The sequence below is a fragment of the Salinispora vitiensis genome (assembly GCF_000378825.1).
Lineage (GTDB): Bacteria > Actinomycetota > Actinomycetes > Mycobacteriales > Micromonosporaceae > Micromonospora > Micromonospora vitiensis.
On sequence record NZ_KB900388.1, the window covers coordinates 154,777 to 166,640 of the forward strand.

Annotated in this window: 17 protein-coding genes, 1 tRNA gene and 1 pseudogene; 10 read left to right on the top strand and 9 right to left on the bottom strand. The window is 68.0% G+C overall.

Annotated features, from left to right (window positions below):
• Positions 1 to 149: 149 nt before the first annotated feature.
• Positions 150 to 926: a RhlG family 3-oxoacyl-ACP reductase gene (locus tag SALPAC2_RS0100735; RefSeq protein ID WP_018214719.1), complete on the top strand. Its 777-nt coding sequence runs from the start codon at positions 150 to 152 to the stop codon at positions 924 to 926.
• 197 nt (positions 927 to 1,123) lie between these two features.
• On the opposite strand, the gene SALPAC2_RS0100740 is transcribed toward SALPAC2_RS0100735, so the two are convergent.
• Positions 1,124 to 1,555: an SsgA family sporulation/cell division regulator gene (locus tag SALPAC2_RS0100740; protein ID WP_011905498.1), complete on the bottom strand. Its 432-nt coding sequence runs from the start codon at positions 1,553 to 1,555 to the stop codon at positions 1,124 to 1,126.
• Positions 1,556 to 1,847: 292 nt separating this feature from the next.
• Between SALPAC2_RS0100740 and SALPAC2_RS0100745 the strand changes: the two genes are divergently transcribed.
• Together SALPAC2_RS0100745 and SALPAC2_RS0100750 are read left to right on the top strand one after the other, a co-directional pair.
• Complete coding sequence (locus SALPAC2_RS0100745; protein ID WP_026184269.1) at positions 1,848 to 2,408, top strand: TIGR02611 family protein; 561 nt, start codon at positions 1,848 to 1,850, stop codon at positions 2,406 to 2,408.
• Between the two features lie 51 nt (positions 2,409 to 2,459).
• Positions 2,460 to 2,531 (top strand) — tRNA-Val (locus SALPAC2_RS0100750).
• Between the two features lie 72 nt (positions 2,532 to 2,603).
• Here the strand turns inward: SALPAC2_RS0100750 and SALPAC2_RS0100755 are convergent.
• Positions 2,604 to 3,033 (bottom strand): annotated as a pseudogene (locus SALPAC2_RS0100755) (hypothetical protein).
• Between the two features lie 350 nt (positions 3,034 to 3,383).
• A complete protein-coding gene (locus SALPAC2_RS0100760; RefSeq protein WP_018214722.1) occupies positions 3,384 to 4,463 on the bottom strand; it encodes a helix-turn-helix domain-containing protein in 1,080 nt (359 codons plus the stop codon).
• Positions 4,464 to 4,589: 126 nt separating this feature from the next.
• Here SALPAC2_RS0100760 and SALPAC2_RS0100765 point away from each other — a divergent pair, with 126 nt between their 5' ends.
• The 6 genes from SALPAC2_RS0100765 to SALPAC2_RS27665 all read left to right on the top strand — a co-directional run bounded on the left by SALPAC2_RS0100765 (position 4,590) and on the right by SALPAC2_RS27665 (position 7,488).
• Positions 4,590 to 4,772, top strand: a complete 183-nt coding sequence (locus tag SALPAC2_RS0100765) for a hypothetical protein (protein ID WP_018214723.1) — start codon at positions 4,590 to 4,592, stop codon at positions 4,770 to 4,772.
• Positions 4,772 to 5,002 (top strand): hypothetical protein, encoded by a 231-nt coding sequence (locus SALPAC2_RS27660; RefSeq protein WP_018214724.1) that lies wholly within the window; start codon positions 4,772 to 4,774, stop codon positions 5,000 to 5,002. Before SALPAC2_RS0100765 ends, SALPAC2_RS27660 begins: the two co-directional genes overlap by 1 nt.
• 212 nt (positions 5,003 to 5,214) lie before the next feature.
• Positions 5,215 to 5,406: a DUF397 domain-containing protein gene (locus SALPAC2_RS0100775; protein WP_018214725.1), complete on the top strand. Its 192-nt coding sequence runs from the start codon at positions 5,215 to 5,217 to the stop codon at positions 5,404 to 5,406.
• A gap of 156 nt (positions 5,407 to 5,562) precedes the next feature.
• Positions 5,563 to 6,090, top strand: a complete 528-nt coding sequence (locus tag SALPAC2_RS0100780; RefSeq protein ID WP_018214726.1) for a hypothetical protein — start codon at positions 5,563 to 5,565, stop codon at positions 6,088 to 6,090.
• Positions 6,091 to 6,298: 208 nt separating this feature from the next.
• A complete protein-coding gene (locus SALPAC2_RS0100785) occupies positions 6,299 to 6,640 on the top strand; it encodes a hypothetical protein (protein ID WP_080636984.1) in 342 nt (113 codons plus the stop codon).
• 236 nt (positions 6,641 to 6,876) lie between these two features.
• On the top strand, positions 6,877 to 7,488 hold the full coding sequence (locus SALPAC2_RS27665; RefSeq protein WP_018214728.1) for a hypothetical protein: 612 nt from the start codon (positions 6,877 to 6,879) through the stop codon (positions 7,486 to 7,488).
• Positions 7,489 to 7,497: 9 nt separating this feature from the next.
• On the opposite strand, the gene SALPAC2_RS0100795 is transcribed toward SALPAC2_RS27665, so the two are convergent.
• Positions 7,498 to 7,758 carry a hypothetical protein gene (locus tag SALPAC2_RS0100795; RefSeq protein WP_018214729.1) on the bottom strand — a complete coding sequence of 87 codons (261 nt, stop codon included), beginning with the start codon at positions 7,756 to 7,758 and terminating at the stop codon, positions 7,498 to 7,500.
• Between the two features lie 38 nt (positions 7,759 to 7,796).
• Here SALPAC2_RS0100795 and SALPAC2_RS0100800 point away from each other — a divergent pair, with 38 nt between their 5' ends.
• Complete coding sequence (locus SALPAC2_RS0100800) at positions 7,797 to 8,171, top strand: hypothetical protein (protein WP_018214730.1); 375 nt, start codon at positions 7,797 to 7,799, stop codon at positions 8,169 to 8,171.
• Here the strand turns inward: SALPAC2_RS0100800 and SALPAC2_RS0100805 are convergent.
• Genes SALPAC2_RS0100805 through SALPAC2_RS25395 form a run of 5 tightly spaced genes read right to left on the bottom strand, consistent with a single transcriptional unit; the run spans position 8,103 to position 10,863 of the window.
• Positions 8,103 to 8,369, bottom strand: a complete 267-nt coding sequence (locus SALPAC2_RS0100805) for a hypothetical protein (RefSeq protein ID WP_018214731.1) — start codon at positions 8,367 to 8,369, stop codon at positions 8,103 to 8,105. The genes SALPAC2_RS0100800 and SALPAC2_RS0100805 overlap by 69 nt on opposite strands.
• A 12-nt stretch (positions 8,370 to 8,381) precedes the next feature.
• Positions 8,382 to 9,194, bottom strand: coding sequence for a peptidoglycan-binding domain-containing protein (locus SALPAC2_RS0100810; protein ID WP_026184271.1), 813 nt, complete (start codon positions 9,192 to 9,194; stop codon positions 8,382 to 8,384).
• On the bottom strand, positions 9,172 to 9,312 hold the full coding sequence (locus SALPAC2_RS27425; protein WP_018214732.1) for a hypothetical protein: 141 nt from the start codon (positions 9,310 to 9,312) through the stop codon (positions 9,172 to 9,174). The genes SALPAC2_RS0100810 and SALPAC2_RS27425 overlap by 23 nt, the downstream gene beginning before the upstream one ends.
• A gap of 11 nt (positions 9,313 to 9,323) precedes the next feature.
• Positions 9,324 to 9,788: a hypothetical protein gene (locus tag SALPAC2_RS24200; protein ID WP_018214733.1), complete on the bottom strand. Its 465-nt coding sequence runs from the start codon at positions 9,786 to 9,788 to the stop codon at positions 9,324 to 9,326.
• A 13-nt stretch (positions 9,789 to 9,801) separates the two neighbouring features.
• Complete coding sequence (locus SALPAC2_RS25395) at positions 9,802 to 10,863, bottom strand: hypothetical protein (RefSeq protein WP_162561271.1); 1,062 nt, start codon at positions 10,861 to 10,863, stop codon at positions 9,802 to 9,804.
• Positions 10,864 to 11,864: the final 1,001 nt, after the last annotated feature.

Genomic DNA, 11,864 nt, shown 5'->3' on the forward strand with positions numbered 1-11,864 from the left:
ACCAGCACCAACGGGCTCCCGATAGAGGGCTGCCCCGACTCCGCCCCGAACCCGTCGCCTCGACTCCGTCGTGCCGGCGGCAGGGTTGTGGGGACAGAGTGAGGCGATTACGTTACCGAGCGGTAGGGGTGGATGGCGAAGGGACGGGCATGACTGACCTTTTCTCGGTTACCGGCAAGACCGTCCTGGTCACCGGCGGCTCGCGCGGGATCGGCCGGATGATCGCCGAAGGTTTCGTACGGGCCGGCGCCAAAGTGATCATCGCTGCCCGGAAGGCGGACGTCTGCACGGCGGTCGCCGCCGAACTGTCAACGCTGGGCGAATGCACGGCGGTCCCGGTCGACCTCAGCAGCGCTGCCGGCGCCGAGGCGCTCGCCGCCACCGTGGGGGAGCGGCACGACCGACTCGACGTACTGGTCAACAACGCGGGCGCCACCTGGGGCGCACCACTGGAGGCATATCCGGAGAGCGCGTTCGACAAGCTCTGGGCGGTCAACGTCAAGGCCGTCTTCCGGCTCACCACCGCGCTGCTGCCCGTACTGCGTGCCGCCGGCACCGCAGACGACCCCGCCCGGGTTATCAACATCGGCTCGGTGGACGGGATCCGGGTCCCGTCGATGGAGGTGTACGCGTACTCCGCCACGAAGGCGGCCGTGCACATGCTGACCCGCAGCCTCGCCCACCAGCTCGCCGCTGAACACGTCACCGTCAACGCGATCGCCCCGGGCCCGTTCGAGAGCAAAATGATGGCGTTCGCCCTGGACGATCCCGGTTCTCGGGCCGCCGTCGAGAAGCAGGTGCCGCTGGGCCGGATCGGCCGACCGGAGGACATGGCGGGCACCGCGATCTACCTGTCCTCGCGCGCCGGCGCATACCTGACCGGCGCGGTCATCCCGGTCGACGGCGGCATCACCACCCACGGCTGAGCCGGCGTTGGCCGGTGGTAGGCGATTCGCGTACCGACCGGGGTGGCCCGGCGGTTGGCTTTTCGCGTGGCCGGCAGTTGGCGTTTCGCGTACCGACCGGGTTTGGCCGGGGTCGCGCGGACTCGGCAGCTCCGCGCGGCCCCGGCTGACCGGTCACCAGACTCCGGTCCTTCGATCCAGATTCCGGCCTTTCGATCTCAGCGTCCGGCGAGTAGCCGGTTCACCGCCGTGTCGACGTCCAGGTGCTCGGCCTCGCGGCCGCGCGCGACGACGACGTAGGTCCGCCGCAGGAAGCGCACCAGGACGCTCCGCGGCACCTCAAACAGGGCGTTGCCGTCCGGGGACGACAACGCCAGGGCGACGAAGTCCCCGCGCGGGGTGGCCCAGGGCCAGACCCGCACATCGCCGATGCCGGCCGGCTCATCGAGGCCGGTCACCAGCAGTTCCCGTGCGAACGACCAGCTGACCGCCTCGCCACCGGCCGATTCCGCATGGAACAGGACGTGGACCGCGTACGGATCAGCAGGGTCGTAGCGCAGACTGGCACGCACCGGCAAGGCCGTGGCGTCAGGTGCGACGAGCCTTAGCGACGTCTCGACCTCTACGGTCGTCGGTCGGATGACACTCATGGACGTTCTCCCCCCGGCACCGCTGCGGAACGCGCGTGTCCCGCTTTTCCCATACTCAGGTGCTGCCCCTAGCTACGCTCCGCCATACGCTGACTTCACCCAGTGGTGGGAAGGTCTTCGGAGTGTCCCCCAGAATGTGAAAGTTCCTGTAGGATTTCCGGTTCCGCCCGTCCCCGGTGCCGCTTGGCATCAGGTGCTTCAGTCGTCGACTTACTCCGGTAACGTCCAGTCGACGGTCGCAGTGACGGGCGCGCGTCACACTGGGGGGAAGAATGTGACACAGTGATCCTTAGTGGATCGCGTCACGCCGTCGGGTCGGCCGATCATCGCGGCCCAGAGGGCGGAATGGCGGGGGTACGGGGTGTCGAACGAACAGCGGAGTAGGCCAGGCCGATCCGGCTCGGACATGGGTGCACCGGCAGTAGGGGCGGCGCTGGTCGATACCCGGGGAGAACGGCCGCGGTGGCGCCAGCGAGTCTCGACCACCCTCGCGTTGATTCGGGCCAACCCCACCGGGCGACTTGCCCTGAAGGTCTTTGTCGCGGTCACTGGTGCCATCGTCGTCACCGTCGGAATCGCGCTGATCCCGTTGCCGGGTCCCGGCTGGTTGCTGGTGATCGCCGGCCTCGGGATCTGGGCGGTGGAGTTTCACTGGGCGCGGCGGTTGCTCACCTTCACCCGCCGGCACGTCTACAGCTGGACCAGTTGGGTTACGCGGCAGTCACTCTCAGTGCGGTTCGTTATCGGTGCGGTCGGTATCGTCTTCGTGTCGACCGTCGTGTGGCTGTCGCTCAAGTACAGCGTCGGCATCGACGTGGTGGCCTGGGTGCTGGACCGCCTCAAGGCGAGCTGAGCCTCGGTTTGGGGTCGGCATCGGCGATCAGGTAGAGTCATCCGAGCCAACGGGCGATTAGCTCAGCGGGAGAGCGCTTCGTTCACACCGAAGAGGTCACTGGTTCGATCCCAGTATCGCCCACGTTGAATATAGGCAGGTAAGAGGGCCGGTTGGAGAACTCCAGCCGGCCCTCTTACTATCCGACGGTAGAGATCATGAGTCGCCTGTGAGTCGGCGCCGCTGAGACGGACCGTCTGCGAGTCCAGCCTTGTATCCGGTCTCGAAGCCCGACAGCAGCGCATCCTCCAGTTCGGCGGCGAGCTGTTCGCGGAGGTGTACCTCCAGCAGGCGCCGCTGATCGACGACCACCGTGCGCCCGTGGGTGTCTACTCGGGAGAGTTCGCCTAGGACGAATTCCCGGCGCCGCGCTTCCATGTCGTGGCCCATCGATTCGATGACGTTGGCGTAGTGCCGGATCTCGTTCCGGAGCCACGCGTTCTCCTGCCTGAGCCGCTGATTTTCCTGCTGGTACACGCGGGCGACCAGCGGCACGGGTGGGCGACGGTGGGGGTGGAAGGGATAGTTCATGACGTCTCGGTGGCCTCCGGTGAGTGCCGGTCAGAAGCGAGCTAGTCGAACACACGTACGGATGGATGGGAAGGATTTTCGTGGCGTGTCGACGGCTCTGTCGATTGATGTGCGCGACGAGATCGCCGCAACCCATGCGGCGCGAACCCCCGTCACTGTGATCACTGGGCGACTAATGGTAATAGCGGTCCCACAATCGATAAGTAAAGATAGTTAATGGTATTTGCGCCTTTTGTGACTTGTGGGATGTCCGACACGCATAGGCTGCGACGAAATCCGCCAGCTCCAAGAGCGCGAATGTACGGGAATTCGTACGGCGCGACGCGCCCGAGGCGACCCACACGGACAGGTGACGGCGTGACATGCGGGCAGGGAGTACCGTCGATGACGGCAGGGCGCCGGGGGTTAACGCCGCGATGCGGCCTGCTCCACCTCACGCAGCATGAGCACCAAGCTCTGCGACCGACGGTCGGCTGGTAGGGCATCCATTGCCCGCTGGGCGTAGGCGACCCCGTCCGCGCTATCACCAGATTTGACCATCGTGAGTCCACGATGCAGCTCGATATGAGTAGCGAAACGCGGCAGATCACCAGGTCGTGTGCGGTCGGCTTCATCTTGGGCCTCGGACCCGGGGCCGGGCATCCCGAGGCGGGCATACAACATGCTTCGGAACGTGGCCATCCGCCACGGCGGGACGGCGGTATCAGACACCTCGCCATCCGGCGATGCAACCTGGTCGAACACCCGCCGAGCATCGGTATCGAGCGCGACAGCGCCACTGCGGTCCCCGCGTCCCGCCGCCACGTGTGCCTGCGCCATCAGCGCCTGAACGCGTCCGAGTGACGCCCGGTCCGACAGCGCGACAGCCTGATCGGCGTACCGCCGCGCCGTGGTCAGCGCCGCCCCCTCGTAGGCCAACGCGATGGCGGCCCTGCCCCGGACCCACACCCGCACGGCGAGATCGTCGGAGCGGTCGGCGGCCACCCCGGCTAGGTCGTACCAGCGGATAGCCTCAGTGGGGTTGGGAGTGGTTTTGCCGTAGGTCACCAACGCCCTCGCGGCATGTGACCACATGACCGGCGTATCCAGGTGCTGTTGCAGGACCACGAGATCACTGGCGAGGCGCGACTGAAGCGCCGCAGCTCCCACCGCCATGTAGTCCCGACCGTACTGGTCGACCCGCTCCCGCCAGTCCTCCTCAGCAGTCCGGCCGCGTAGCGCAGCGCTGAACCCGGCCCGGATCAGTTCGCCGGCCACGACCGGGCCGACGACGCCGGCCGCCAAGCCGAACATCTGTCGACGCCTCATCTCACCCTCCCCGAGGAGCCGCGCGTAGGCGAGCACGATGTCGGGCGTCGCTGTCCTCCGCCCAGCCTCAACATTGCTCAGATGTGACACCGAATACGAGGTTCGAGCGGCCATTGAGGCCAACGTAACCCCGGCCTCGGTGCGAGTCTGCCGGAGTTGGGCGCCGAGATCGTCCACACGTCCCCCTGCTGAAAAAGCCTGAAAACATCGACCTCCTTCCGAGCGTAGTCCCGTAGTCGCACGCTGAAATCACACGACGCGGCCGGATGGATGTCCGAGGCGCCAGGGTGAGGGAGCACACGCATGGTCCGCCGACTCCGCCGACTCCGCCGCCGCGGGCCCGCACGGCTGGACGCGGTCGGCCCCGCCACCGTGTACGCGGCACGGGCCGGCGCCTACCGCCCGCTCTGGGACCAACCGACGGTGATCCTCGATACGCGACCGTTGCTGACCCGGCTGGCCCGTCAGCGGGCCTGCCAGCGGTGATGGCCACGGGCGCCCGGCCCAGCCCGGCCAGCCTGTCGGCGGTCCAGCTACGCAACCGGATGGTCCTGTCCGCCCGGCGGATCATCACCAGGCACTGGCCGCGGGTGGACCGGTGCCCGGTCTGCGGTTGCGGTTGGCCGTGCCGGCCCACCGACACCGCCTACGGCTACCTGACCTCGGTAGGTCAGGGCAACTGGGCACCCCCGCAGCGCGCCGGGAGCCGGCGTTGACGCCGGCCGACGCCACCATCAGCCGATGGTGGCGGGACCTGGCCGAGCATCACCAGGTCGACGGCCGCTGTCCCGTGTGCGGCACCCCACGCCGCTGTTGGCCGTGGGCGGAGGCGTACGCAGGGCTGCTCACCTATGACCTGCTCGGCTCACCCCCACCACCCCCTACGGATGTCCGGCCGGCAGGCGGCCGGCAAACGAAAGGTTGATTCATGAACGAGCTGACCTGGAAGAAGCCGATGCGCTGCGACAACAGCAGCCCGAACTGCGTTGAGGTTGCCTCGGACGAGACCGGCCGCCGGTTCGTGCGCGACTCGAAGAACCCCACCGGCCCCGCCCTCGCCTTCAGCGCGGACGAGTGGGACGCGTTCGAGGGCTCGATCCGCGGCGGGCAGACCTTCTGATCCCGCAGCCTGGGGCCAGCATCACGCTGGCCCCGGGCCACCCTCGTTATCAGGGAGGCGACCACGATGCGCTGGAGCCGCGCCCCGCCCACCCCGCCGGTACACTGGCCCGGCCCGTGAGCAGCCACGATCCCCGGATTGATCAGGAGAGCGCCCGTGCAGGTAACCCAGGCCCTGGACATGATGGAAGCGATCCTGCGCGTAGCCGAGCACCCCGACATCGTGTCGGTGTCGCGCTACGGCGCCGATACCCAGCCGGGCGGACAGTCGCCCCCGGGGATCAAAGCGGTTCACCAGACCGGGTCCTACGCCATGCTCTGGGCCGCCGTCCCACACCGGGACGCCCGGCCTGTGCCGCCCGGCGACATGCCGCCGCCGCGGTACCGCGCACAGCGGATGCTCGTGCTCGCCCATCAGCTCCTGGACGTCGCCCGACCCGAGGTGATCAGCTCGTGGGAGCTGTGCGCCACCCCAGGCGTCGGCGACTGGACCGCCGGTGACCCGCCACTGTCAGCGCTGCGGCTCAAGTGCGGTGACGGATCAGTGGTCTACCTCCGCGCTACCGCCGCATCCGGGGGCACGTCCGAGCCCGAGACCGACCCGTATCCGGACTACCAAATCCCCCAGGGAGTCCAGTCATGGCATCGTCTCAATGTTCCGCATGCGGAGCCCGCGTCAGTGTGAGCCCCGGCCGGTCCTGCCCGCCGCATCAGGCGATGGGTGATCGGGCCCGCTGCCCGGGCTCCGGACAGCCCACCATGTAACAGCAGAGGCCCCGCCCTCCCGGCCTGGGAGGGTGGGGCCTCGTCGTGTCGTGGTCCCGACTGGTGCGCCCCCAGGTCAGGGCGTGTCACGGCGGCGGGACGTTGACGGCCGGGCGTACGGTGCGGTAGTGACCCGCACACCGATCGTGATCACCGCTGCAGCAGTTGCTGCACTGGGTGCCGGCATCGCCGGCACGGCCCTCTACCGCAACAGCGAGACGGACACGCCGACCTCGACACCATCGCAGGCGCCGGCGCCCTCGGCAGAGCCGGCAGCAGACACGCCTGCCGACCCGTACGAGGTGTACCTGGACCTGGCCCCGGCGGGCGCGGTGGAGTTGTCCCGGGAGGACGCGCAGACCCGGGCCCTACTCGGCTGTGGCCGGAAGTGGGCGCCGGGGACCGTGGACGCGGCATTGGCGGAGGCGTACGCCGAGCTGTGCGCGGACCTCGAAGACCGCACGGAATAGCCCCGGACACGACGAAGCGCCCCGCCCGGCCGTGAGGCCAGGCGGGGCGCTTCGTCTATAGGCCGGCACCCCGTGCGGGGCTGGGCGGGGAGGGGCGTTTGCGTGTCCAGGTCAGGTCATCGTCTTCGGTTGGTCCGGGCGAGTGCTGCGACTCTCCGCTATACAGTTTGCTTGACATCAAGGTGTAGCGCGCTATATGATGATGTCATCAGCGGAACCGAATACGGGAGCAAACCATGGCCACCTACACCATCGAAATCCAGGCCAGCAACCACGACGGCGGCATCTGGCAGGCCCTAGCCCCCTCAGAGAACGTCGAGAGCGACGACACTGCCGCCGAGGTCGCCGCCGAGGTCGCCGCACACCAGACCATCGCCGACGGCAGCAACTGGCGGGTGAGAGTCTGGCGTGGCTCCGACGCCGATACCGGCAGCGAGCCGGACGGCGAGCACGTCGCCGGAACCAGCATCGACGACCTGGCGGCGGAGATCGCCGACCGGCACGGCATCGCCCTTGAGGCCGCGGTCGAGGCCGCGGAGGTACACGCGGGCCAGATCCGCGACGACGACGACCTTTGGGACACCGTGACCCACACCGCCACTCCAGCAGGAGTGGAGATGATCACCGCGGCGATTGACGAGTCGTACAGTATCGGAGCCGTCGCAACACGCGCCGCACAAATCCTCGTCGAGCTGGAGGAGGTCACAGGCGAGATCGACCGCCTGTCTGCCCGCCGCGACGAGCTGGTGCGCTCAGGGCTACAGACCGAGCTGCGGCGAGACGATATCGCCGCAGCCGCCCGCGTCACGCGGGCCCGGCTCTACCAGATCCGCGACGGACGCCGCTAGCCCTGACCGTTACTGCCGCCCGGCCGGCGCCTCATATCGGGGCGCTGCCGGCGTGCCCAGCAGTACCCCCAGCCGCGGCCACCGCGCCTCTGCGACCCGGACGAGCGCGTAGTAGCCGGCCATCGCCAGCGCCACCACGCCCGCGGTCAGCGCGGTGCCCGAGTCGGCGTCGAGCACGATGCCCGCCGTCGAGGCCAGCCACGCGAGCAGGGCGCCGACGGCGGCGGGGACAGCGGTACGAATGAGTGAGACCAGGTAGTCGTGAGTCATCGGGGTGCCTCCTTGGGCTCCTTGGGTACGGTCGGGGGATGGTGGATGTGCCGTCGCTGCCGCAGCCACAGCGGCTTGTCCTGGCCGAGCTGTCCGGCACAGCCCGCCGGTACGGCACCGACGGCATGCGGGACGCGCCCCGCGAGGTGGCGGTTGCTGCGGTGCGGGCGGTCACCGAGGATCCCGTGCTGCTGGGTATCCAGGCCGGAGTGGCGCTGGTCGACCCGCACGGCATCAACGGACCGATCGTGGAGCTGCTCCAGGCGGCCGGTGCGGACATGGCCGTGGCCCGGGAGCACGCGGTCGAGGTGCGACAGCGGTTGGATCGGTCCGGTATTGCCACCTCAGCCGAAGGCGTTGTAGCCGACGATCGACACCACCAGGGCGATGATGGAGACCACCGCGGCCAGTGAGGGCAGCGGCCATCGCGCGCTTTCCAGGGCGCGTAGGCGGCGCTCATGGTCGTCGCCTTGTTGGGTGAGGTCCTTGAGGTCCTTGGCCAGGACCTGGACGTTCGTGTTTAGCGCGACCAACTGGTCGTAGATCTCTTTCAAGCCGATCTCTACGACTAGTGGCGAGGTGCCGCCTGGTGGTGGTCCGGTGGTGCTCACTGGTTCTCCTGGCTAACGGATCGGGTTGTTGTAGGCGGCGTCCCAGGTTTTGCGGCCCAGCAGCCCATCGCGGGTGAGGCCCTGGTCGGCCTGGAATGCCTTGATCAACTCTCGGTACTCCGGCCCGTACAGGCCATCGGCGCCGCTCCTGCGCAGGTAGCGGCGGCCCTTGCCAGCGGGCCAGCCCCGGCGGGTGAGCTGTTTGGTCCACATCGCGAGCCACTCTCGATCTGACTTGCCGTTGAACCTCCTGCGGTAGTAGCCCGACACCGACCGATCCCCTCCGCTACGGGGGCCGAAGTAGTGCCCGGCTGGCAGCGGGTACGGCACTGCGGGCCCGGGCGCCGGCCGCACCGGTGCTGTCCCGGCAAGCTGGTCCAGCTGCCAGTTCGTGCCCCGTACCGTGTCGGCGGCCTGGGTGAAGTCAGAATTCACGTGGCAGTGGGTCATGTGCCGGTTAGAGCCGGTGTACGCGTGCGTGGCGAAGTTGTGCCGGCGGTGCCAGATCCGGCCCTGGTAGATGATGTACCGCACCCACCACAGCGCGCCCGAGCGAGCGAGCTTCACCCACAGCTGCACGACCTGTTCCATCGTGACCCCGCCCGGGTCGTGCAGGTCGGCGTCGAAGTCCCGGGCCCGTACCTCGTCCAGGTGGTCGCCGTCGCCATACTCGGGTCGGCCGGTCCGGTCCGGGTTGTGGCTCGACGGGGCGCTCTGGTGTGAGGTATCGCCGATCGAGCCGTCCGATCTGGTGTCCCGTTTGGGGAATCGCCTGTTGAGCTGGTCTCGCGCCTCATCCAGGTTAGGCACCACGGTCCATGCCATCGGTGTTCACCTCCACAACTGGCCAGTCGGTCTCGGCGGGGTCCGACCACGGGTCGGGGATCTGCTCCCCGATGTGCTGCTCCGGATGCTCCGGGATTGGGTGCAGATTGTTGGACATCTTGCTCCTTGTCATTGGGACACCCATTCGACATCGAGGCGTGCTGCGACACCAAATTGGTTATATAAATTGAGCGCGCCACCGCTGTTTTGCCACACAAATACCTCGAGGTGGTGGCCGACGGCTAGCCGGATGAGCCCGGACGCCGATAGTCGCGCACTGATCCCGGAGGGCGTCGCCGGGACCGCGGTCCCGATGCCGGAGGGGCTGCTGAAGCGATACACGGCGAGAGCGCGCGACCCGACCGAATTGAGGCTGAACCCGACCGCCGCCGACACGCGATAGAGCCCTGCTCGGCGACAGAAGATCCGGCCCTCGGCCGGATCCGCCATACCACCCGAATCCTCGACCTCGACAGGGAGCGCAACTTTGGTATAGAAGGCATTCGGAATCGACACCGCCTCATGCGTCGCCATGACACAGGTCGCGCCGCCGAGTCGGGCGGGGGTGAGGAACATCCCCGATTGCCACGTCATGCTTTCGTCCTCCTCATAGGGGCACCACTGCGGGGTCCCATACCTGCACTTCCGTGCCGTCCGGCCAGGACCTACTCACCCCGTTGACGGCGCGGGCGGCCAGGGTCACGGTCTGGGTGAGTCCGGTGCCGGTGATCCCGGTGGCGGTCACGCGCTCCTCGACGCCGATCCGGAGATCCATCGGAAAGTCCGCGGGGTCGACGGTCCAGGGCCCATTTGCGGGGGGCGAGGTCAGAGCGAGTGTCAGCGTGTCGGCGTCTACGGCCGCGATGGTGGAGCCGTCCGCCGCGACACGTTGCGGGCCGCCGGCGACCGCCACGTCCCACGGCGCGGCAGGCTCACCCGTCCACGTGATCCGCCACTCGCGCTCGGTGATCGTCTCCGTATACCCGGTGATCAGCAGGCGTAGCTGGAGCAGGTCAGCGGCCAGCCAGGCTGGCAGGCCGACAACGTCGATGACATCGCCGGCATCGACGGCTAGGGCCGCATCCAAGAGCCCCGGGTCGGCCTGCCAGCCCGGGGCGGCGAGCTGGACGGTGAGCCCCGGTACACGTGGCTCGTCCACAGTGCCGAGATGACGTGTCCACCCGGCGTGGTCGGCGAGCTGCGCGTCTGACATCAGGAGCAGGGTGCGCTCATCCTGGTAGACGCCCACCCCGTCCGGCGGCGGCAGGGCGGCCAGCGGTCCGGTCGTTTGCGTGGCCCGGGCTGACCCACCATCGGTACGGTGGACCGTGACGTCATTCCGGATAAGACCATCGTCGTCGACCGGTGCCACGGGCGGGATCAGCAGCCCGGCACTGTAGTCCAGCGTCAGCGGCGCCTGGTTGTAGAGGCTGATACGGCGCAGGTACCGCAGATCCTCGGAGTCCCGGGACTCCGCCAGTATCCCGCCGTCGACCTCGATCGCGGCGGCGATCACCTCGGCGGCGGTGCCGATCTGCTGCACCCCCATCCGCGTCGAGTGCGCGTCCGACACGTCCGAGACGGCGACGGTGACACCAGCTGCGGCGGCGGTCCGGACGATACGGTCGGCGGCATCCTCACGCTCATACCCCCTAATGTGTGCTAGCACAATTTCGCCGTATAGGTCGCGCACGGACCATGCCGGCAACACCGGTGGAGGCCCAGACGCCCAAAGCGCGAGGTGGCCTACCGGGAATATCGAGTCAGATGGGGCCCGGTCCGGATTAACCGAAATCGAGGTCACACCTCCCAGCGTCCCCAAAACCGACCCGGAGTATCTCGGGGCCGGCCACTTTTCATAAACCTCTAAATACGCGATACCGTTTACTTCGCTGAGGCAAATTGACAGATCCTCCAGACTGGACGTGTACCCGAACCTTTCGAACACTATCCACTCCGCGCCATTGTTATCGATGGCGACGAATTGCGTGCGAGTAGGTATCGCTGTGATGCGCATCTGCCAGCGGGTCAACGTCCCGCCCTGGGTGGTCCACTCCAGCAGCACGTGATCTACATCCGGCCGCGATGGCGCCAACTCTGTTTGCCACGTGATATGTACGGTGTGCGCCTTAGCGGCACCCGTAGCCGCGGTCGCCTCAGCGGGTACCTGCGCCGACAGTGATCCACCTGCGGCCAGGTCCGCCAACGCCGCAACGGCCCATGTCACGGTGTAGCCACCAAAACTCGTAATGCGTCGGCTATCCAGTGGCCGAAATTCGACCTCCCCAATCACGGTCATCGGCGGTGCCGTGGATACCGCCGCGCCGGCCGACTCCGCCAGCTCTCCATCCTCCAGTGGCCAATACGCCACTGGGCTAGTGGCCTCGATGGCGTGGCGCACCGCCGACCACGAGGGCGACGCGCCTTGGCCCCAGCGACGCAGCAGGCCCGCGCACTCCAGGTCCACCCACCGGTCCGCCCCGGTGGTTGACCAGCCACGCGACCACGACGACACCTCACCCCAAAATCGGCCCACCAACGGGCCATCCGCCCGACCAGCGGACACCCTGATAGGCGTGTTGCGCCCCAGGTACGGGTGCAGATCCGAGGCCGGGTTATGCCACGAGTACCGGCCGGAGCCGTTGTCGACCCGCAGATGCAGTGTGGTGT

Coding starts and splice junctions, on each gene's coding strand:
- SALPAC2_RS0100740 (WP_011905498.1), bottom strand. CDS start 1,555: ATGAGTGTCATCCGACCGACGACCGTAGAGGTCGAGACGTCGCTAAGG.
- SALPAC2_RS0100775 (WP_018214725.1), top strand. CDS start 5,215: ATGAACGAGCTGACCTGGAAGAAGCCGATGCGCTGCGACAACAGCAGC.
- SALPAC2_RS24200 (WP_018214733.1), bottom strand. CDS start 9,788: ATGACGTGGCAATCGGGGATGTTCCTCACCCCCGCCCGACTCGGCGGC.
- SALPAC2_RS27665 (WP_018214728.1), top strand. CDS start 6,877: ATGGCCACCTACACCATCGAAATCCAGGCCAGCAACCACGACGGCGGC.
- SALPAC2_RS27660 (WP_018214724.1), top strand. CDS start 4,772: ATGGCCACGGGCGCCCGGCCCAGCCCGGCCAGCCTGTCGGCGGTCCAG.
- SALPAC2_RS27425 (WP_018214732.1), bottom strand. CDS start 9,312: ATGTCCAACAATCTGCACCCAATCCCGGAGCATCCGGAGCAGCACATC.
- SALPAC2_RS0100765 (WP_018214723.1), top strand. CDS start 4,590: ATGGTCCGCCGACTCCGCCGACTCCGCCGCCGCGGGCCCGCACGGCTG.
- SALPAC2_RS0100800 (WP_018214730.1), top strand. CDS start 7,797: ATGGTGGATGTGCCGTCGCTGCCGCAGCCACAGCGGCTTGTCCTGGCC.
- SALPAC2_RS0100735 (WP_018214719.1), top strand. CDS start 150: ATGACTGACCTTTTCTCGGTTACCGGCAAGACCGTCCTGGTCACCGGC.
- SALPAC2_RS0100795 (WP_018214729.1), bottom strand. CDS start 7,758: ATGACTCACGACTACCTGGTCTCACTCATTCGTACCGCTGTCCCCGCC.
- SALPAC2_RS0100810 (WP_026184271.1), bottom strand. CDS start 9,194: ATGGCATGGACCGTGGTGCCTAACCTGGATGAGGCGCGAGACCAGCTC.